This window comes from Acaryochloris sp. 'Moss Beach' (genome assembly GCF_021497025.1).
In the GTDB taxonomy this organism is placed as follows: domain Bacteria; phylum Cyanobacteriota; class Cyanobacteriia; order Thermosynechococcales; family Thermosynechococcaceae; genus Acaryochloris; species Acaryochloris marina_A.
In genome coordinates, this window is the sequence record NZ_CP071717.1 from 802,126 (window position 1) to 822,997 (window position 20,872).

At 48.0% G+C, this 20,872-nt stretch carries 14 protein-coding genes; 11 read left to right on the forward strand and 3 right to left on the reverse strand.

What is annotated here, in order from left to right:
* Positions 1 to 199 precede the first annotated feature (199 nt).
* Complete coding sequence (locus tag HRE53_RS03785; RefSeq protein ID WP_235109130.1) at positions 200 to 823, reverse strand: TetR/AcrR family transcriptional regulator; 624 nt, start codon at positions 821 to 823, stop codon at positions 200 to 202.
* Positions 824 to 985: 162 nt separating this feature from the next.
* Here HRE53_RS03785 and HRE53_RS03790 point away from each other — a divergent pair, with 162 nt between their 5' ends.
* The 10 genes from HRE53_RS03790 to bchD all read left to right on the forward strand — a co-directional run bounded on the left by HRE53_RS03790 (position 986) and on the right by bchD (position 13,467).
* The gene (locus tag HRE53_RS03790; RefSeq protein WP_315876550.1) at positions 986 to 2,170 is read left to right on the forward strand and encodes an ABC exporter membrane fusion protein; all 1,185 of its coding nucleotides are present in this window, start codon (positions 986 to 988) and stop codon (positions 2,168 to 2,170) included.
* Positions 2,167 to 3,339: an ABC transporter permease DevC gene (gene devC, locus HRE53_RS03795; protein ID WP_235109132.1), complete on the forward strand. Its 1,173-nt coding sequence runs from the start codon at positions 2,167 to 2,169 to the stop codon at positions 3,337 to 3,339. Before HRE53_RS03790 ends, devC begins: the two co-directional genes overlap by 4 nt.
* Positions 3,340 to 3,360: 21 nt before the next feature.
* Positions 3,361 to 4,068, forward strand: coding sequence for a DevA family ABC transporter ATP-binding protein (locus HRE53_RS03800; protein WP_212662287.1), 708 nt, complete (start codon positions 3,361 to 3,363; stop codon positions 4,066 to 4,068).
* A gap of 321 nt (positions 4,069 to 4,389) precedes the next feature.
* A complete protein-coding gene (locus tag HRE53_RS03805) occupies positions 4,390 to 5,934 on the forward strand; it encodes a hypothetical protein (protein WP_212662288.1) in 1,545 nt (514 codons plus the stop codon).
* A 306-nt stretch (positions 5,935 to 6,240) separates the two neighbouring features.
* Complete coding sequence (locus HRE53_RS03810) at positions 6,241 to 7,767, forward strand: hypothetical protein (protein ID WP_235109133.1); 1,527 nt, start codon at positions 6,241 to 6,243, stop codon at positions 7,765 to 7,767.
* 142 nt (positions 7,768 to 7,909) lie between these two features.
* Positions 7,910 to 8,785: a type II secretion system protein gene (locus tag HRE53_RS03815; RefSeq protein ID WP_235109134.1), complete on the forward strand. Its 876-nt coding sequence runs from the start codon at positions 7,910 to 7,912 to the stop codon at positions 8,783 to 8,785.
* Positions 8,782 to 9,852 (forward strand): type II secretion system protein J, encoded by a 1,071-nt coding sequence (locus HRE53_RS03820; protein ID WP_235109135.1) that lies wholly within the window; start codon positions 8,782 to 8,784, stop codon positions 9,850 to 9,852. Before HRE53_RS03815 ends, HRE53_RS03820 begins: the two co-directional genes overlap by 4 nt.
* Positions 9,853 to 10,125: 273 nt before the next feature.
* On the forward strand, positions 10,126 to 10,470 hold the full coding sequence (locus HRE53_RS03825) for a hypothetical protein (protein ID WP_235109136.1): 345 nt from the start codon (positions 10,126 to 10,128) through the stop codon (positions 10,468 to 10,470).
* Between the two features lie 623 nt (positions 10,471 to 11,093).
* Entirely contained in the window at positions 11,094 to 11,303 is a 210-nt protein-coding gene (locus HRE53_RS03830) for a hypothetical protein (protein ID WP_212662292.1), read from the forward strand.
* Between the two features lie 97 nt (positions 11,304 to 11,400).
* Positions 11,401 to 13,467, forward strand: coding sequence for a magnesium chelatase ATPase subunit D (gene bchD, locus HRE53_RS03835; protein ID WP_235109137.1), 2,067 nt, complete (start codon positions 11,401 to 11,403; stop codon positions 13,465 to 13,467).
* Between the two features lie 7 nt (positions 13,468 to 13,474).
* Here bchD and HRE53_RS03840 read toward each other — a convergent pair whose 3' ends face one another.
* The gene (locus HRE53_RS03840) at positions 13,475 to 14,935 is read right to left on the reverse strand and encodes a DUF3084 domain-containing protein (RefSeq protein ID WP_212662293.1); all 1,461 of its coding nucleotides are present in this window, start codon (positions 14,933 to 14,935) and stop codon (positions 13,475 to 13,477) included.
* A gap of 25 nt (positions 14,936 to 14,960) precedes the next feature.
* Positions 14,961 to 15,356 carry a DUF3110 domain-containing protein gene (locus HRE53_RS03845; RefSeq protein WP_212662294.1) on the reverse strand — a complete coding sequence of 132 codons (396 nt, stop codon included), beginning with the start codon at positions 15,354 to 15,356 and terminating at the stop codon, positions 14,961 to 14,963.
* A gap of 324 nt (positions 15,357 to 15,680) precedes the next feature.
* Here HRE53_RS03845 and HRE53_RS03850 point away from each other — a divergent pair, with 324 nt between their 5' ends.
* A complete protein-coding gene (locus HRE53_RS03850; RefSeq protein WP_235109138.1) occupies positions 15,681 to 20,867 on the forward strand; it encodes a translocation/assembly module TamB domain-containing protein in 5,187 nt (1,728 codons plus the stop codon).
* Positions 20,868 to 20,872: the final 5 nt, after the last annotated feature.

Genomic DNA, 20,872 nt, shown 5'->3' on the forward strand with positions numbered 1-20,872 from the left:
GCTAAGTAAAATTGTAAATCGATAGTGGAGCCCCCTGCATATCCTTTTCTAGATATTGTGGAAGTTTTTATCCCCAGCTCCTGTTATGCCATCGGTACAAAATCTTAGCTGTAGGGATTTGGCCAAACCCATGAATCCATTTAGGTGTTGAATGCTCACCTCAACAAAGCAATCTTATAGATAGAGGGGCCGCAGGGAATTATGCCGAGTCGTTGACGATTAAATCAACCAGTCCAGCGATCATCCGTTCTCGCTCGAAGGGCACCACTTCTTTGGCATACAATAGCTCCTGAAAAATCACGTAATGAACCAGGCTACCGATAAAGATGCGGGCTGTTGCTTCGGGGTCCTTGAGGTTGAGACCCGATTGTGTGCTTAGATACTCTTTCAAAATTGATAGAAAACGGCGAGGTGTATGGTGACTGAAGGCTCGTGCTAACTCAGGAAAGCGGCCTGACTCGCCAATAATCAACCGCATAAAGGCTTGGAAAGGCTTATCTTCAATGATGTTTTCCAGCATGGTGCTGGCGAGATGATGGAGGACCTGCTGAGGAGGGCCTTGCAATCGTGGCCCCTCGGGTGAACCATAAACGGCTTGAAATTTCTTCTCTTGCAACTGCTGAACCAAGGCTATAAACAGCCCTTCTTTATCTTGAAAATGACTATAGACCGTCGCTTTAGAAACTTTTGCTGCCGCAGCCACCCGATCCATCGTTGTCGCAGCATAGCCATGAGCCAGAAACTCCTGCATGGCACCTGACAAGATGGCGCTGCGTTTCGTCGCAGAGAGCTGACGTTCAGAGGCGGGAGTTTTGGTATCCATGGTGGGCAAAGGACGATATAACGCCAATTCAGTAATGACAACCGATTGTTTCCCTATCCTAGGGCACAGTGGGGACTGGCTTGACAGAACTAAACTAATCGGTTTAGTCTAATAGTATCAGATCTAAACTAAACAGTTTAGTTATATATTTGGCGACAAATGATGGTCTCGAACAGTGTGCCTCCAGAATCCCGGTTTAAATGGCCCCGTGTAACTATGGTTGCGATCGCAGCTGCGATTGCCTTGGGTGGGGTTTCTGTTTGGATTCTGCGACCCTATGCCAGTAACAATGCTAAGTCCGGTGTTCCTTCTGCCCCTATAGAGGTGAAGACCGTCTCTGCCCTGGGCCGACTGGAACCCCAAGGTGAACTCGTCCAGCTCTCAGCACCAAGTAGTGCAGAAGGAAATCGAATTGCCCAACTTCTTGTTAAAGAAGGGGAGGCCGTTTCCACGGGACAAGTGATCGCCGTTCTCGATAGTCGCGATCGCCTGCAAGCAGATTTGCTCACAGCTCAACAACAGGTACGGGTCGCGGAAGCCGAGTTAGCTAGGGTTAAAGCGGGTGCTAAGCAAGGCGAACTGGCGGCCCAGCGAGCAGAGATTGCTCGGTTAGATGCCCAACGACAAGGGGAAATGACCACCCAATCGGCAACAATTGCTCGCCGCCGGGCCGAAGTGGACAATGCTTTAGCTGAATTCAACCGCTATCAATCCCTCTATCAGCAGGGAGCCATCTCTGCATCGGAACGGGATCAAAAGCAGTTGGTTCTGCAAACCGCCCAACGGAGTCTGCAAGAAGCCCAAGCCGTGGCCAACCGTTTACAGGCGGTTCAATCTCCTGAGTTGGTATCAGCTCGGGCTCGCCTGAATCAGATTGCTGAGGTTCGGCCTGTAGATGTGCAAGTGGCCCAGGCCAATATTAATCAAGCTCGGGCTAGCGTTAAGCAAGCCCAGGCCAGACTGGATCAGGCTTACGTGAAAGCGCCTCGTTCCGGGGTCGTTCTAGATATCTATGCCCATCCTGGTGAAGTCGTCGGGACGGACGGCATTGCAGAACTCGGTCAAACTCAGCAAATGTATGCCGTAGCTGAGGTCTACCAGAGCGATGTCCATAAAATCAAAATGGGTCAGGCTGTTAAAGTCAATAGCGATGCTTTACCTCAATCCCTAATGGGGAAAGTGGATCGGATTAGCACCAAAGTCCGTCGGCAAAACATTATTAATACCGACCCCAGCGAAAATATTGATGCCCGGGTCGTGGAAGTCTATATCAAGCTCGATAACGGCTCCAGCCAGCAGGCCGCTCAGTTTACCAACTTGCAAGTGAACGTGAAGGTGCAGCTATGAAGGTCCTGGGACCATTCAAAAGACGAACCCCTTTAGGGTGGCTACAGCTCAGCCATGAAAAAGGCAGATTGTTTGTGGCCCTAGCAGGCATTGCCTTTGCAGATGTGCTGATGTTTATGCAGATGGGCTTTCAGGCCTCTTTGTTTGTCAGCAATACCCAACTACACCGCACCTTAAATGCAGATATTGTCCTCCTCAGTCCCCAAGCTCGAAATCTGCAGGCCCTTTCCACCTTTTCACGACGGCGTTTGTATCAAGCTCAGGATATCCCAGGAGTAAAGGTTGCAGACCCCTTCTACATCAATACCCTGAACTGGAAGAATCCCCAGACCAAGCGCGAGACTTTAGTGCAGGTGATTGGGTTCAACCCCGATCGATCTGCCATCAATCTACCGGGGTTGGCTCAGCAACTTCCCCGGGTCAAACAGCCAGATACATTTATCTTCGATCGAGGCTCCAGAGGAGATTATGCCGAGTCCTTTGCCCTGATCGATCAAGGCCAACCCGTGCAGACGGAAGCGCAACGTCGCACCATTACGATTGCAGGATTGTTTGAGATGGGGGCGTCCTTTGGGGCAGATGGGACTTTGATTACCAGCGATCAGAATTTTTTGCTGCAGTTTCCCCGGCGGCAGGCAGGCAGCATCAATTTGGGGCTGATCCAACTAGAACCAGATGCCAACCTGGAGCAAGTGGTGGCAGCCCTGAAGGAGCATCTCCCTGAAGATGTTCGGGTTTTAACCCTGGAAGAGTTTATTGCTTTTGAAACAGCCTATTGGCAAGTTCGCAGTCCGGTGGGTTTCATCTTTGGTTTAGGCACTGCGATGGCCTTTGTTGTCGGGGTGGTGATTGTCTACCAGGTGTTGTCCACGGATGTAAATGCCCATGTTCGCGAGTATGCCACGTTTAAGGCCATGGGCTATAAGAATCGCTATCTCCTAGGAGTGGTATTCGAAGAAGCCATTATCTTGGCCGTCTTCGGATTTATCCCCGGGGCCATTCTTCCCTTAGGACTTTACAGTTTGGCCCGATCTGCTACGGCTTTGCCCCTGTTTATGACTACAGCCCGAGCAATTACGGTGTTCATTTTGACGGTGGTGATGTGTACCCTGTCAGGTGCGATCGCAACTCGGAAACTCCAATCCGCTGACCCTGCCGATATGTTTTAGACTTCCCCAGGAACTGTAGCCATGAACGCTCCCGTTATCTCTATCCGCAATCTTGACCACTATTTTGGTCACGGTCGCCTGCGCAAACAGGTCTTGTTTGATATCCACCTAGACATTGAGGCGGGGGAAATTGTCTTGATGACTGGACCCTCCGGCTCGGGGAAAACAACGTTACTCACCCTAGTGGGTGGGTTACGTGCGGCCCAAAATGGCAGCCTCAACATTCTGGGTCAGGAATTAACAGGTGCAAAAGAAAAGGATCTAGTACAAGCCCGTCGCCACAATGGCTATATTTTTCAGGCCCATAATTTACATCGCAGTTTAACAGCCCTCCAAAACGTGAAAATGGGGCTAGAGGTGACGGGGACTCGATCTCCCCAGGAGATGGTGGAGCAAGCGACCGCTATCCTGAATCAAGTTGGCTTGGGCGATCATATCCACTACTATCCCGATGATCTGTCCGGGGGGCAAAAGCAACGGGTTGCGATCGCACGCGCTCTAGTCAATCACCCTGCCATTGTTCTCGCTGACGAACCCACAGCAGCACTAGATAGTAAATCAGGTCGGGATGTGGTCACCCTGATGCAAACCTTAGCAAAAGAACAGGGCTGTACTATTCTGCTGGTCACCCACGATAACCGTATTCTCGATGTGGCGGACAGAATTGTCCACATGGAAGATGGCCGCTTGGAAACTAACACGCTTACATCAGAAGCCAAAGCTGCCTAGTCTTTAAATAATGCGCTCAAGGGGACGAGATTTCAGGCTCCTTGCTGTCAGACTAAGGTTTATGCCTTCCATAACGCGAACGTCAAGTTCCTAACTAGCATCCGGTATTGATCAGAGAAAATTCCGTATTATCCCTGTCGCCAAAGAAGATGGAAACAAACAAGGATGAAGGAAGTGTTGTCCTTTAACACTGTCCTGCCGATATTCTTTATTGGCACTAAACCGCTCTGATGGACTTATGCGAACTCGTTGGTTTAGATATTTTGGTTGCTGTTGTCTTCCTCAAGTCGGCGTTCCTGTAGCTTTTGGAAATGAGGTGGAATGAAGAACAGACAACATCCAGTACCTTTCCTGCATTCATGGCTTCAACATTTTCTAAAACCTACATCCTCGACAGTAAATTCACAATATTCTCGATCGTCTGAACTGGGATTTGCCTTACCCCTTGCCTTGGGGTTGGGCTTTGTGATGGTTGTTTTGGGGTTGTCGACGATGATGATTGCCCAAAGCGATCGCATCTCTGCATTTAACCGCAAACAAGCCGGGGCCAGTTTAGCCATTGCTGAAGGAGGAATGGCCCGTTCCTTAGCGCAATTAACCGCTCCTAATAACGCCGTATTGCTGAATCGTAATTACGATACGATTAATCCCAAAACGGGAACAACCTACCTGGGGCCCGATGGTATTTTCAATAGTGGAGATGAAGAAGCGAGTGCCATTGATGAATGGATGGGCTATGACCCGAGTAGTGCCCCTTGCCATCAACAAAAAGCGTGGGGTAGCCCCAACTTTGCCCTGACGGGAGCCATGGGAACAACAGGATCCTATACGGTCAGAGCATATCGATTTAATCCTCAACAGCGAAAAGGCACCCTATTTGTTGAAGCAAGTAAGGATGGCAAAACCACCGGGATTCATATCACGATTGCTGTACAACCTGATCTAGATGATTTTCCTGGATTATTGCTACACGATCCGAATGCTGACGATTCTAGAGATGTTGGTGTTTTGGCATTGCGAGGCCGACAAATTCTTGGCAGTAAAGGTAATATCTACTACTACCCCAACGGTTCAACGGATCCATCCTTAACTGCGAGTTCAGCACCGGGAGATGTGGACCGAGCCGCCTACCTCAATGCAGTATTTTCTTCCGCAGGATCTGATGGAGCAACGGGGGATACTGTCTCAGGGACGCTGTTTGCTTGTTTGTTGACGCCTATCATTCCTAACGGAATACAGGGCAGCGATTTGGGAACTATCACGACCAGTCAAACGCTAAACGGGGTTGGCAATGCGCCGACCTTTTATCAGATTGAGCAAATCGATCTGACGGGAACTGATGTGTTGACCGTTGACACCACCAACGGCCCAGTCGTGTTGAATTTTGTGGAAGATAGTGCTCCAGGACAATCCATTCGGCTAAGGAATTCAGCCAAAATCCTCAATATCCGCACGGATGGTCAACCCCCTCGTGTTGGCGATCTACGAATGCATTTGAGGGGTGGGGAGGATACGGTTTTGTTGTATGACCAAACTTGTATCCAAAGTGCATTTATTTGGTCTTTCTGGGATGAGGTTCAGTTACTGACGTCTGGTCCGGGTTGTCCGAGTGGTCAAAATACGAATATCGAAGGTGTCGTGTGGGCAGAAGGACTGTTTAGTGCGAAGAATGCACCTAGCAATCGAGATATCAATTTCCTTGACAGGGTAGGAGAACCCTTCGATACCGTTATTATCCCTAGCACTACTTCTGGCATTGCAGTGCCTGAAGATGTTAGCAGTTTAATTGACATGCTGAAATATGTTGATTATCCTGTGCGCTATCGATTTGGTGGTGTTTTGCAATGGCAGCGGGTGAGGTTGTAAGGCTCACCCCCAATCTAGGTGTGTAGCAAAACCCGAGACCTACCTAACAGCACTTCTCATCAGAACTACGGAATTCCCTCAGCAGCAATATTTATTTCTGAGAGTGAATTCCGTATTATCTCTGTCGCCAGTCATAGGTCAGGAAAGCCAGGATATGAACAGTGTTGTCCTGTAACACTGTCCTGCCCATGTTCCCCATTGGCATTTAACCCTTTCTGATCTATTTATGCTCAACGGTTGGCGTAGCTATTCAAATTACAGTTACTTTTTCATCCCTTTTACCAATCTTGGGCAGCGGGTAAGATAATGAGCAAAAAATTTTCTGCGTCTCTGTTTCGAATAGGGCGGCAAAATTATCTGGATCCTAAATGCCTGGGAAGTTCTTCTGAGCAGGGGTTTGCTTTGCCCCTAGCCCTAGGCTTGGGTTTTGTGATGGTCATCTTGGGCATGTCGACAATCATGGTTGCCCAAAGCGATCGCACTTCCGCATTTAACCGCAAACAGGCCGGGGCCAGTTTAGCCATTGCAGAAGGAGGAATGGCCCGGTCCTTAGCTCAACTAGCAGCCCCCAATAATGCCGTACTGCTGAATCGCAATTTCGATACGATTAATCCCAAAACGGGAAAAACTTATCTTGGCCCCGACGGCATGTTTAATAATGGGGATGAAGAAGCCAGTGCTATTGATGAATGGGCAACCTACGACCCGAGTAATCAACCCTGTCACCAGCAAAAAAATTGGGGTAGTCCCACCTTTGCCAAAACAGGGGCAATGGGAAAAACAGGTACCTACACCGTTAGAGCCTACCGGTTTAATCCCCAGAAACAGAAAGGAACTCTATTTGTCGAAGCCAGCAAAGATGGGAAAACAACTGGGGTTCAAATCTCAATTGCGGTTAAATCAGATGTACAAGACTTTCCCGGTATTGTCTTAGCTGAGCCCAGGGGAAATCCTAAATCTACGTCTTTAGCAGGGGTATTAGCTTTAAGAGGTCGAGACATTCAAGGCAGTAATGGGAATGTCTATTTCCGCCCTTCTACTTCGGCAGATCCTTCATTAACTGAGAGCGCAGGCCCCGGAGATCTGAATCGCAGCAATTATCTAAATGCAATTTGGTCTTCCACCCTTGATGGAGTCAGTGAAGATACCGTCCAAGGGAAGATTTTTGCCTGCATGTTGACGCCGAATATCCCTATCGGAGAAATGGGAACAGATCTAGGGACAATCGATGACAGCACAACCCTGGCAGGTGTTGCTGGTAAAAGTCGAACTTACTTTACTGTCGATCGAATCGATCTCAGCGGGGATGAAACATTAACGGTAGATACAACTCATGGACCTGTGCAACTTGAATTCGCCAATGATGGTGTGTACAAGTACGGAATCACCCTTCGAGACACAGCAAAAATTCTGAATGTGCGTACTGATGGGCAACCTCCTCGTGTCGGTGATTTACGAATCATTGCCAGGGGAAATGACCGAATTAACCTCTATGACCAAACCTGTATTCAAAATGTCTTTTTGTGGTTTCCCTATGACGAATTAAGGTTGCTGACCGACGGCCCAGGATGTCCAGGAGGTCAGAATACCAATATAGAAGGGGTCCTATGGATAGAAGCAATTCTCAGTTCAAAAAATGAGGCAATCCATCGTGATGTCGAATATTTTGATCATAGTGGCCAAGATTACGACACAACTACAAAATCAGGGGAAAAATCGGGAATTGTAGTTCCTGAAGATGTGACAAGCCTGATGGATTTGCTGAAATATATTGACTGGCCTGCCCGTTATAGATTTGGTGGGGTTTTGCAGTGGCAACGGGTGAGGTTGTGACGAAAATACTTTAGCGCTTTTTATTGAGTTCAATCTCTAGCAATGCTTGCGGGTTAAGGAGAGGTGTACTCAATGGGTTAGCTCCTTACTTCCAAAGGAGAAAACAGATTTCTCCTGTTTCATTATTCTGCTGTGACTTACCATGTTCCGATTCAATCGACCCATTAAATCTAGACCTTTTCCTTCAGAAGCGGGGTTTACCCTGGCGGAGAAGATGGTGATTGTTGCTATTGTCGGCATTGCTGCCGCGGCCTCAGCCCCAAGTATTATGGCTACCATGAATCGGGCCAAGGTTAAACAAACCATGGCTGCGGTTCGCACTGCCCTGAATGAAACCCAACGAGAAGCCATTAAAGGCAACAAAGTTTGCACCCTAACCCTCAATTTTGTGGAAGGAAAAATTACAGGACCTTGTCTCAAAACGGGCGATCGCACCCTGGAGGCTGATGTCGCCATTGCCACAAATCTAACTGACCCGAGTTCCAGCTCTGCAACTGATGAGGGACAACCCATTCTGATTGGCTCAGATGTGCAACCCTCTCTAGGTCTGAGTGATGGCGAAACTGTTTCCCAGATTGCTATGGTTCCGCTTCCTGAAGATAGAGCCAACGCGCCTAAAGCAGGTATGGTGGTCCAGGTGATCGCTAAATGTAAAGGTAATACCGAGAAAGGATTAGGTTTAGGAACCTGCAAAGACAAAAATAAAGACAAAGATGACGATGATGATGATGATGGGAATGATTCGTCCCCAAGTCAAGGGATATCAACCAGCATTCCTATCAAATATGGGGTATTAGGTAATCCTGAATTTGCAATTGTTAGTTCTCAACAAACGCCAACTGACCCTAGCGGCAAAATTATCTTTTACAACCCCAGTGATACCAAGGCCACTAAACACTGTATTGCCATTTCCAACACCCTAGGTCTAACTCGTATTGGTACCTATAAAGGAGATATCAGACCTACTTCGATTACCGATTCAGGTCGTTGCTCTGCCGAGAATTGGGAGGAGCAATGAAGCACTATTCAAGGAAAAGCTTGAATCAGCACTCACCTCAAGAGACCTCAACTTCTTGCAATGGCTTTACTCTCGTGGAACTGTTGGTTGCAGCTGTCATCACCAGTTTAGTGGTTAGTGTCGCAGGATTTGGGGTGATTGCGGCGACCCGAGCCAATAACCGCACTGAAGCGATTGCGGCTAGACGTCATGACTTAAGTCGAGCGTTTGATTTCATTAGTAATGAAATTAGGATGGCCAAACGCATTAACCAATCTCAAATGATCAAGGCAACCGATGCCTCTTCTATGTCTAGCATGCTGACCAGTGCAGGGTTGAAGGCTTCGGACTGGAGTAACCCCGTTCTGTACTTAGAAATTCCCATCACCTCTCAAGTTCCAGCTATTTGCCCTGTCGGTGGCCCCAATGCGGGTTCTCCTCCACCTCAACCCGCTACCTATGATCAGGTGGTGTATGACATCCGCCCTAGTACCCAAGATTGGCTTGCACCTAACTCGATTCAACGGTACGGTCGTGTTCCCAGAAGTGATGGCAGTATCGACCCCTGTAGTAATCCCGTTGCTAGCGATACCTTAGTGGATGCGATCGCAGAGCAAATCGATACCACCCCTACTTGCCTTGCACCCGGTGTAATGATGGGCCAAGGGGGGTTTCAGGCCTGTGTAAAGGGCAGTCAAGTTGATTTAATGATGCGGAGTAAAATCTCTGATGTAGAAATTCATCAATTGAGTAGTAGGGCAACCTCCCGAACAATCTCTAGCCAACCCATCAATAGCCAGCCCATCCCAGTTCTAACTGCGACTCAACAACCTGGTACCAATCAGATCGAATTGAACTGGCAGTGGTCTGGTACTTTGACTGGCGTAACCTTTGAGGTGAATCAAGAAGTCCCCTCAACTGCTCAGAAATCCCAAATTTACACCGGCTCGGATATTCAGAACGTAACTGAAATGCAAGGATCTGCAGGAGAAAAACATTGCTACACTGTCATCGCCAAGGTGGATCAAACCACCAGCCCTGAGAGTAATAAAGTCTGCTTTATACAGGTCGCTAATTCAGTCTATTAATTTGGCTGGATTGTACAGTTTTAATTTTTTACTAATTTAATGAAAAAAATGATTTTGAGGATGGATAAGTACACCTAGCCTCAAATGAATCATGGGAATACTAATAGGGACTATTGTATTCAAAAAAAATCAATATCTGGATAGTAAGGATAAACTTCTCAAAAAGATCAGGGATATTACTGAAGGTGGTCATAAAACAAGGGCAATACAATTAAGTTATACACAACTCATACATCCCGTTGTTGTCCCATTGTCTCTTCCCCTTTAATTTCCATGGTTACCGTTGACGACATCACTGGTTTTTTTCTGGATAATTCCTCTGAGGCTAGAAAGGTTACAAAGTACGATTTTAAAGGAGTTCCAGTCATTGAGTCATGGTCAGGTTTATGTAAAAACGGGAGAGTCATCATCAAAGGTCGTATTCATAATCATGAGCAGTATCCTCAAGGCGTCAAGATTAACACCTCAAGTGTTACAGGATATTTTTCAGAAAAAGGTCATGTTTATGTTACGACTAAGAATTCGATCTATGAACTTGGTAACCCTATCAATGAAGTGGAACTGTTGATTAATTTTTCTGAGTTTCAAGATCCCAAGAAAGTGACTGTGTGGAACTAGATTGAGCAGGCTTTTTATATCACCTTCAAAAAAAACTGAGTTTCCTAAAAGTGCATCCCCAGAGTCTAATGAAATCAATCAAAAACATCTTTAGGCTAGCTCTCTCCTGGGCTTAATGAAGTTTTTGGGGTTGAATTCAGAATGATTCCAAGTTCCTGCAAGCCAATCTGAAACCAAGATTCTTGTGAACCTAATATTTCTCAAGACGCTTCTGCTCAAAGGTTTCCAGTGCTTTTGAATTACAGCTGGTCAACTTGAAACAGTCTTGGCCCTAGGGATTAACTACGTTATTACCCATCTCTCTAAAACTCATAAACAACCTGAGTTTGGCATCAGCTGAAGTCCTAATTCTTAAACCTAGACCAAGACCTGGATGCTTCCGTAAACACACCTAAAAATAAGGTCTCATCCCGAAAAATAGTATCTGCTCTAGGAGCCACTCTAGTCGAGATAGCTATTTAAGAAATTGAATACAACTGATAGAGAATCATAATGAATAAGCAAAAATACTTAGCTCATTTATGATAGACTAATTCAAATGATTAAATTAAGATAGATTGATTATAATCAATACTTGCTGTCTATAACGTCCAGAACAACATCATTTGATTAAGGGTGTGTAAATGTTTAGCGGTTTCTTTCTGGCGATAGCTTTTGTCTGTATCACTCTCGCCATCAAACTGAGAAGAACTGAAGAAGTCCATGCTGTAGCGGCTAGTTGTGCAGGTCTCTTGAGTAGCATGTGCAGTTTTGTCTTAGCTCCTCCTTCTGCTCAACTGGCAATGACGCTAATGATGGTTGGCATCGTTCGGTGGTTGCCGCTACGTCTCTAGGCTCTATCACCATTTGAGATGAGCCAACATTGATGACAAAATCTGGGAGCAACACCTTTGAGGCATGGATCTTGGTATTCTGAAGGTCTGAACGCCAATGAAATCTTCTATGCCAGTTGCTGTACCTCCCAGAAAAATAACCACCTTTCCCCTCACCGCGGTGGTGGGCCAAGAAGCGATTAAATTGGCATTGTTACTCACGGCTATTGATCCAACCTTAGGTGGGGTCGTTATTGCGGGTCGGCGGGGAACAGCAAAATCGGTCATGGCTCGAGCAGTTCATTCCCTCCTGCCGCCCATTGAAGTGGTCAAAGACTCTATTTGCCAAGGCGATCCAGAGGATACTTCTGCTTGGGATGATGATCTGTTGGCCAGTCTAGAAGCTGGGGACATCCCGATAGTGGATGGTCAACCTCAACCCGAAACAGAAATTATTCCGACCCCATTTATTCAGGTGCCTTTGGGAGTGACTGAAGATCGGTTAATAGGGTCCGTTGATGTTAGCCAATCTGTGAGGCGAGGAGAAACGGTTTTTCAACCCGGACTCTTAGCTGAAGCCAATCGAGGTGTTTTATATGTAGACGAAATTAACCTCCTCGATGACCAGATCTCTAATTTGTTACTGACCAGTTTGACGGAAGGTCGGAACCAAATTGAGCGAGAGGGGCTTAGCTTCCAACATCCCTGCTCTACCATTTTTATTGCCACTTACAATCCCGAAGAAGGCCCCCTGCGAGAACACCTGCTGGACCGTATTGCCATATCCCTCTCTGCAGATCAGGTTTTAGGTCTTGACATGCGAGTCCAGGCGGTTGAGCAGGCTACTGCCTATGCCAATTCTCCCCAGGAGTTTTTAGAGCAGTATGCGGATGAAACCGATGATCTAAAAACTCAGATCTTGCTGGCGCGGGAATGGCTAAAGGATGTTCAAATCCAGCACTCCCAGATTGTCTATCTTGTAGATGAAGCCCTCAGGGGCGGAGTACAGGGGCATCGAGCCGAATTATTTGCCGTTCGTGTTGCTAAGGCCCATGCGGCTCTTAACGGTCGTTCAGAAGTCACTGCGGAAGATTTACGGCGTGCCGTTGAATTAGTGATTGTACCTCGGGCAACCGTTATTGACGCCCCACCTCCTGAGCAACCTCAACCCCCCACCTCCACCGCCCCCCTCAGCAAGATAATTCCGATCAGTCGGATCAGGAGGAGGAAGAAGAGGATGATCAGAACGAGGAAGATCCACCCGAACCGGAGGAGCCCCCCCCCCAATATTCCTGAAGAATTTGTATTCGATCCGGATGGTGTTGTTCTTGACCCCCAAGTCTTGTTTTTTGCCCAAAATGCTAGCCGACAAGGAAAATCGGGCAGCCGGAGTATTGTCTTCTCGGAAGATCGGGGACGCTATGTCAAACCCATGTTGCCCAAGGGAGGCGTTAAACGGATTGCTGTTGACGCCACGCTGAGAGCGGCGGCTCCCTACCAAAAGGCGCGACGGTTGCGCCATCCGAATCGACGAGTAATTGTCGAACAGTCTGATGTCCGTACCAAACGATTGGCCCGTAAAGCAGGGGCATTGGTCGTGTTTGTGGTGGATGCTTCAGGTTCTATGGCCCTTAACCGGATGCAGTCGGCAAAAGGGGCCGTGATGCGCTTATTAACAGAAGCTTATCAAAACCGAGATCAGGTTTCTCTGATTCCCTTTAGAGGAGAACGGGCTGATGTTCTCCTGCCTCCTACTCGCTCTATCGAAGCAGCCCGCCGTCGTTTGGATACCTTGCCCTGTGGCGGTGGATCGCCTTTAGCCCACGGCCTTACCCAAGCGGTTCGGGTGGGTATGAATGCCCTCTCTTCTGGAGACATTGGCCAGGTTGTATTGGTTGCGATTACGGATGGTCGAGGTAATATTCCCTTGACCACATCCTTGGGTGAACCTCCTGTAGATGGGGAGAAACCCGATATTAAGGCTGAACTATTAGAAATTGCAGGCCGCATTCGAGCCTTGAATTTGAAATTGTTGGTGATCGATACCGAGAACAAGTTTATTTCCACTGGGTTTGCAAAAGAGCTGGCCCAAAATGCAGGTGGGAACTACTATCACTTGCCAAAAGCGACCGATCAAGCCATCGCCGCAGTGACTCAAGATGCCATCAGTAACTTGACGGGTTAGGCCTGGTTTACGACGGATCAGGTGAGTTACTTCTGAGAATGATTTGTTGGTCTTTGATGGCGATGAGCTCAATGGCCAGTGGGCCTGCGGTAAGTACTGTTTTAGGGGTAATGGCAATAATCTCGACAGGGCCTTGATCGTTCCGATCTTTCAATGCCAAAATGAATCGGAATAGATCAACCTGTCGAAAAGTACCAACGGTACCCGTCAAGGGATCCGGTAAGAAGCCTGCAACGATAGCTTGCCGATTGACGACTCTTAATAACTGCTCAATTTGAAGTAGGAGTTGCTCATCACTCATCTGAGCTGGCTGGACGGCAATTCGGGCGATTCTAGTATCGGCTTGGTAAATGACTCGATTCGCAGCCAGTTGAGGAACGACAAAGATGGCTCGTTCTCCTTGTAAATAACTGGCAGCCGCTAGAATTTTGACCACATAAGATTTCCCATCCCCGATCCGAATGGCTAACCGCTCAACATCGGACTGGCGCATTTGCACAACCTGCTGCCCATTTGGAAGGTCTTCTAGGTTGGACAAGGAAATCGCACTTTGACGAGCCTGCGTCAGCAACGTGTTGATAGCTTGTAAGGCATCGGTTTTGGAATTGATGTCTTGAATCACCGCTGAGGCCAAGACTTGCCCTGTTCGAATGGCAATGGTGCCTCGACGTAACCCCAACAGTAAAAATTCGACATTTTTCTCTAGGCGGTCTCGATTGACTTCCAGGGCCTGAACGTCTTGTTGTAGCTGTTGACGTTGTTGATTGGCTGCTAGAAGCTCTTTACGCCCTTTCGTAATGGTTGTGGTTAATTCCTGCTTTTGAATTTCGACTTGGCTTAGTCGCGTTTGGGCTTCAGTAATCGCGGTTTCGAGTTGCCTTTTTTGAACATTCACTTGTTTGAGTCGAGCCTCAGATTGGTTGCGCTGAACTCGAAGGTTGTTTTGTTCTGTGCGAAGGGATTGAATTTGCGATCGCAACTGCTTTGCTTGTCCGGCGAACTTCGCAATCTCCCGTTTGGACTGGAGAAACCGGCGTTGGGTTTGTTTGAGTTGGCGCTCGATCCGCTTTTCTCGGGCAATCGCTTTTACCAAAGAACGATTGGCCGTCTTCAAGCGTTGCCGGGTCCGACTGAGGCTAGTTCGGGATCGAGCGAGATCGACCTCAATGGAGTCCTTCTCAGCCTGGGTCTCAGCCAGTTCCTTCTGGACAATACGACTCCGTTTCTGGATGTCATCAAACCGAAAAAGGGCATCCCGAAACTGCTGGCTAAAGGCAAAAACAATCCCCAAGGTGAGGGCAGAAATCACCGCACCCGTCATGATCGTAATGACAATGGCAGTATTTTTGGGACGGAGGTTGAATAGACTCAGGCGCGCTTTGCCCACCTTCGAACCAATCCGATCGCCCAAAGTTGCGATCGCACCGCCCAAAACAATAATGACAATAACCAGAAAGTAACCCAGCATGGAAACCCTTGCGAAATATAACGGGTTAATCCAGCAGATTCTCTAAACGACGACGAATTTGATCTAAGTTATTGACATCGGCATCCGGTTGATCAGCATCAGACTGATCGGCTTGCCAGTCTGTTTTGTCGACATTAGCCTCTGGCGGCACAGCAAGGGAGCCCTCGGGAATTAATTCCAGTTCTAAGCCCGCACTGTCGCAAAATGCCTCAATCTCTTCTTGATCAAATCCCTCCACCGTGGCTGCTGGAAAATCTTGAGCTTCCAGCATTAAGGCAAAGCGAGTGGCGTCGTCTTCCTCTTCAAAAGCCAGTACTACATCTTGTGTATAACTGCCTTCATCGGTGGAAACCTGCTTTTGTAAGGAGTGAATGCCCTCGTTCTCAGTTCCAGCATTAAATAACAAAACAAATACGCGCATGATCCTGAGTTGAAATTAGATAGACCTTTGATCGACCACTAGAGGGTGCTGAACAAGAATAGCATTTACCTCTATAATCGTTTTTTGTCTGGACAATGATTATAAGGCTACCCCATGGTGTGTCATGCTCAATCTTGCTCGGGGGACAGAATATCTGAAGAAGGTCACTTTGTTCAAATCAGTTTAATTCTGCTGTGCGTTATATGTTGTTGAGGAACTAACCCCTAAGAAAGCCTTCTGTAATAAGGTTACAGTGCATTGATTCAGATTTTGAGTTAAAGGGCCCACTCCTTATTTGTCAACGGTACCCCTCTGAGGGATGTCATGCCCCAATCTTCCCCTCCTGGGCAAGCTTCTCGTCCATCTCCTCCCCATCGACACTTTATTCGTCTTCACTTTCTGCTCATTGTAGTTGGGTTGCTACTGGCTGCGATCTCAGGTGTGAGTTGGTGGGTGCTGCGATTTATTGATGAAGACTTAACTCCCCTTGTTGCAAAAGAACTGAGTAAAACCTTAAATCGCCCGGTCAAGATTGGAGATGTTCAAAATTACTCCCTCACCCATATTCGTTTTGGACCTTCAGAGATTCCTGCTTGTTCGCCCCAGCAGGGTTGTGCGAAGGAAGATGCCGACTCCGCAAAAATGGAAGCCGTAGATATCCGGTTCAATCTGTTGCCAATCTTATGGAGTCGCAAGCTGCATCTAGATGCAACACTGATCAAACCCCATCTGTACCTTGATCAGACCCAGGATGGGGAATGGATTGCCACTCGACTTCGCTCTGGCCCTTCGAAGGCTTGGATAAAAGTCAAACTGAATCAGCTGCGGGTGCAGCAAGGAACAGCTCAGATTGATCCTGCCAAAATCGAGACTCGACAATTAAGCCAGCTCAACGGCACCCTCAATTTCTCGAACCCTGAAACCCTATACTTCAATACCACAAGCCAGGTGGACTCAGGCGGTACACTCTCGATGAAAGGGGCTTGGCAATCCCAACAGCAGCAGCTAGAAGTCAATGCCAAAGCGGAGGATCTCGTTGCTGCCCCCTTGATGGGCTTGCTACCAAAGCTCCCTTTTGAAATCAACAAAGGACAATTAAATGGGCAATTTCAGGTTAAAGTGCGTCCCCAACAGCCTTTAACCATTCATTCTGATGCCACCTTATTCCAAGGGGATATTTGGATTCCCAAGCAAGCCATTCGCGTCCAAGCCAATAACATTCGCACCGATGTCCGCATCGAAGTGCCCATTCAGCGTCCGGTTGAACTGAAAGGCGAGGCCTTTGTAGAGGGCGCAAGGGCAGATGTCCCCGAAGATTTACTTCTAGATAATCAGCGTCAACAACCTCGCCGCTTATCCCAGCTCCAGGGCAAAGTTGATTTCCTGGGTCTAAAACAGCGATTTCGCTTTGATCTTAAAGGGCGAATGGGGCAAAGTGGCCGTCTGCAAGCTAGGGGCGTGGCCTCTTTTTTAGAGCAACAGTCCAACATGCGGCTGCAGCTTCAGAATCTGCCAGCGCCTCTGTTTGACCAAGCCTATCAACTCCCCATGACTGTTGATTCGGGTCAAGTGAGTGCCAGCATCCGAGTCAATCTCCGCCCAAAACAGCGTCCCGATGTCCAAGGGACTGCCCTCTTAAAACGGGTTGAGATGGGGATAGTTAATGTCCCTCAACCTTTTCGGCGGGTGAAAGGGTATCTGCGCTTTAAGGGCATTGCCGTTCGTCTAGAAGGACTTCAGGGAGACTATGGGCAAATCCCCATGCAGGCTACCGGCTGGATTGATCCAGATCGCGGATATCGTTTGGTGGGGAAAACGGAGTGGGTTGCCGCTCAACCCATGCTAGAAACCCTCCAAGTCACAGGTTTACCCTTTCCCGTTACGGGCAAGTTTAAGGGAGATAATCTTCGATTTGATGGTGCCATTGATCAGCCGATTTTCTCGGGTTCAGTTCAATTAGCAAAGCAACCTAAGGTTGATCGGGTGCCGTTTAAGCAGCTCACGGCTAAATTTCAATTGGCTGATGCCCTGCTAAAAATGGAGAATATCGAGGCCGAAACAATTGTAGGGGGACGGTTCCGAGGGATAGCTCGCTTTGATGTTCAGCCCGGTGGACAGTTGTTAACCCAGTTGGAAGCTAGCGAGATTCCCGGGAATGCGATCGCACAGTTCTACCAAGCCGATCCCGGTTTTCCCTTGGGGCCCCTCCAAGGTCAAATTAAGATATTTGGCCCCCCAGAGAATATACGCACTAATGTAGATTTTCAGGCCCTGAAGGGACAATTCCCGACCCGAGGGAATATTCTTATTCACCAAAGCATTGCTCAACTCAGGCGGATTGTCACTCAGGTCCCTGGGGGGGAACTACGGACCCAAGGCCAGATTAAAGATAATCAGGTTAACGTAACAACGATGACCCCCGGCGTGGCCCTGAAGGCTTACTCCCCTGACACACGGGGACTTATGACTGGGCAACTCAACATTACGGGTCCCTTCGATGGTTTTAGTGTCAACACAGTCAGAGCCCAGGGAAAGGCTCGCTTCTCTGATGGAATTGCCATTGTCTATGACCCGATTGCAGCCCAAATTCAATGGGATGGACAGCAGATCTTGGTGGATCAAGCCACTGCCCCAGGTTTTTGGTCCCAAGGTCAAGTGGGACTGGAATTTGATTCGCCTCAAGGTCCTCAGCTCACCACCCTCAATCTCGCGGTTCGTTCTCAAGGGTACGATTTAGGATTATTTCCTCCCTTTGGCCCCACACAAGTCAAAATGGCGGGGCGGGCTAACCTAGTCGGTCAACTCACAGGCACTATCGAGGATCCCTACCTAGACTCTACGGTACAAATTAACAACCTCTTGGTAGGAGGGGTTCCCTTTGAAAACACGCTCAAAGGCAAAATGCAATATGGGCAACAAGCCAAGTTAGATTTGCGGGTATCAGGACAGCGTGATCGCATCAATCTCGCATTAAATTCCAATCAATTGCCCACATCCTTTGATATTCGTCGTGATCAAGCCTGGGCGATCGGTAAAACTGAACAGGGTAGGCTCAATCTCGATTTCCAGGATGTTCCCCTCGCTGCCTTAAACTGGCAACCTGTTGATAATCTCGGACCGCTTTCGGGTCTCTCTTCTGGTGAGTTTTCTCTTAACCCTACAACCTATGTAGGTGCTGGAACTCTTACGGTGAAACGCCCTGCCATTGGCAAGTTAGTCGGAGATCAATTTTTAGGTAGGTTTCAACTCACCAGCGATACCATTCGGTTGCAACAAGGTGAATTGCGCGATCGCAACAACTTATATCAGTTCCAAGCCAACGTTGTACCTGGCATCAATCCCAAATTTTCAGGGACACTCAACATTCGCCAATCTGAAATTGCCGATCTCGTCGCTGCGGCAACATCCCTCAACCTCAATCCATCGGTATCTCAGGGTCAGTCCCAAGGGAAAGCCGAAGATGTCGAAACGCTTCCCGTAGGTTCAGCCCAAGGGTCTTTACTCATGCAGCTTCGACGTCTGTCTGAGTTAGATGCTTTAACTACGCAGCAGCAAGCCCAAGCTCCCCCAGACCCCCTATTTCCCGATTTAGCTGAGTTATCAGGTAAGCTTGCAGGCCGCCTGCAGTTTTCAGGCTCTTTACAATCGGGACTAGATACTCGCTTTGCCCTAAAGACTCAGGCTTTAAAGTGGGGGGACTATGCCATTGATCTCATGACTGCTCAGGGGCAATATGCAGATGGCAGCCTGCAGCTCCGACCTTTGCGGGTGACAACAGGGAAACAGGAAGCCCAGTTTCAAGGAACGATTGGCCTTCAGCAGCAATCTGGCCAGTTAACTCTGAAGAATCTGCCTTTGCAAGGACTGAATCAATTCCTCGATTTGCCCTTTGAGGTGGCTGGCACTGTCAATGGTTCTGCTAGCCTTGCCGGTACTTTAGCCAATCCTCAGCTTCAGGGCGAGCTGAAATGGGATGAGGCCATGGTGAATACCCTTGCCCTCAATCAAGCTCGGTCGACCTTTGCCTATAATCGAGGACGATTGACCTTTGAAGGTGGCTCAGATACCCTTCCATTCAGGTTTACAGGGAATATCCCTTATCAATTACCCTTGACTGCGGTGGGACCGGATAGCGATGCCCTGGAAGTGTCTCTGAAAGTGAAGGATGATGGCCTGTCTCTGATTAATCTGTTTACGGATCAGCTCAATTGGGTAGAGGGTCAGGGAGAAATCGATCTCAATATAACGGGTACCCTAACCCAACCTTCCATGCAGGGGAGTATCCAGCTCAACCAGGCAACCTTAGGGTCTGATCTATTATTTGAACCCCTCACAAATGTTACTGGAATCATTCAATTCGATCGCAATCATTTGCGGATTAAACGTCTGAACGGACTCTATAGCCAGGGCAAACTAGAGGCTTCGGGGAGTCTCCCCCTATTTGTGTCCGAGGCATCTCCTTCTTCTGATTCCCTGCAACTAGCCCTCAAAGCCCTCAAGCTCAATGTCAAAGGACTATATAAAGGTCAAATTGATGGTGATCTGAATATTTCCGGCTCGCTGTTAGCCCCTCAATTGGGAGGAGTGATGGCCTTGACGAATGGTCAGGTCATTTTGGCTGATGTGAATGTTGCTTCCTCCAGTGCTCCAGGACAATTTGGACAAACCACCCCCCTGGAATTTAATAACCTTCAAGTTCAGCTCAATAATAATGTTCGGGTCACTCAGCCCCCCTTGCTTAGTTTTGTCGCTGCCGGTAATGTAACCGTCAACGGCTCTATTAATGCCCCTCGCCCTGCCGGTAAAATTCGATTCCGTCAGGGATCTGTGAATCTATTTACCAGTCGTTTTCGGATTGATTCTCGCCAAGATAATTTTGCCGAATTCGATCCGAGTTTGGGATTGGATCCTTTTCTCAGCATTGGCATGGTGACGACTGCCACAGATATCGCGGGAGGACGGGCCACGGAATTGAACGAGTTTGAAGACTTACCCGCAGGTCGAATTGGGGCGATTGAATCCGTGCGAGTCCGGGCTACGGTAGAAGGGCGTGCCAGTGAGCTAGTCAATAACTTTAATCAAGTGGTGAAACTTTCCAGTACGCCCAGCCGATCAGAAGGTGAAATTCTGGCCTTGTTAGGAGGGAGTGTCACAAATAATTTAGAAGATGGAAATACAGAATTAGCCTTAGTAAATTTAGCTAGCTCAGCGTTTCTAACCGGTTTTGAAGGGTTATTCGCAGATGCACTTGGAACACGAGCTAGTTTTCGTGTGTTTCCAGTTTTAATCCCTAATGATGACCAAGATCAGTCCGTGTTGGCATTTGGTGCAGAACTAGGTTACGACGTGACGGATCGTTTCTCAGTATCAGCCCTGCAAATCTTAACGGGATTGGATGAAGCGACCTTATTTAATGCAAGTTACGACATTAATGAGCAATTGCGGGTTCGAAGTGCTATCAGTACTGATGGAGAAGCTGTTGGCATTCTCGAATATCGCATCCGTTTTTAACGACC

Bases quoted from the DNA above. Each gene is read 5' to 3' on its own strand.
- HRE53_RS03830 (WP_212662292.1), top strand. From the start codon at position 11,094: ATGTTTAGCGGTTTCTTTCTGGCGATAGCTTTTGTCTGTATCACTCTC.
- HRE53_RS03785 (WP_235109130.1), bottom strand. From the start codon at position 823: ATGGATACCAAAACTCCCGCCTCTGAACGTCAGCTCTCTGCGACGAAA.
- HRE53_RS03850 (WP_235109138.1), top strand. From the start codon at position 15,681: ATGCCCCAATCTTCCCCTCCTGGGCAAGCTTCTCGTCCATCTCCTCCC.
- HRE53_RS03840 (WP_212662293.1), bottom strand. From the start codon at position 14,935: ATGCTGGGTTACTTTCTGGTTATTGTCATTATTGTTTTGGGCGGTGCG.
- HRE53_RS03845 (WP_212662294.1), bottom strand. From the start codon at position 15,356: ATGCGCGTATTTGTTTTGTTATTTAATGCTGGAACTGAGAACGAGGGC.
- HRE53_RS03825 (WP_235109136.1), top strand. From the start codon at position 10,126: ATGGTTACCGTTGACGACATCACTGGTTTTTTTCTGGATAATTCCTCT.
- devC (WP_235109132.1), top strand. From the start codon at position 2,167: ATGAAGGTCCTGGGACCATTCAAAAGACGAACCCCTTTAGGGTGGCTA.
- HRE53_RS03815 (WP_235109134.1), top strand. From the start codon at position 7,910: ATGTTCCGATTCAATCGACCCATTAAATCTAGACCTTTTCCTTCAGAA.
- HRE53_RS03790 (WP_315876550.1), top strand. From the start codon at position 986: ATGGTCTCGAACAGTGTGCCTCCAGAATCCCGGTTTAAATGGCCCCGT.
- HRE53_RS03820 (WP_235109135.1), top strand. From the start codon at position 8,782: ATGAAGCACTATTCAAGGAAAAGCTTGAATCAGCACTCACCTCAAGAG.
- HRE53_RS03810 (WP_235109133.1), top strand. From the start codon at position 6,241: ATGAGCAAAAAATTTTCTGCGTCTCTGTTTCGAATAGGGCGGCAAAAT.
- HRE53_RS03805 (WP_212662288.1), top strand. From the start codon at position 4,390: ATGAAGAACAGACAACATCCAGTACCTTTCCTGCATTCATGGCTTCAA.
- HRE53_RS03800 (WP_212662287.1), top strand. From the start codon at position 3,361: ATGAACGCTCCCGTTATCTCTATCCGCAATCTTGACCACTATTTTGGT.
- bchD (WP_235109137.1), top strand. From the start codon at position 11,401: ATGAAATCTTCTATGCCAGTTGCTGTACCTCCCAGAAAAATAACCACC.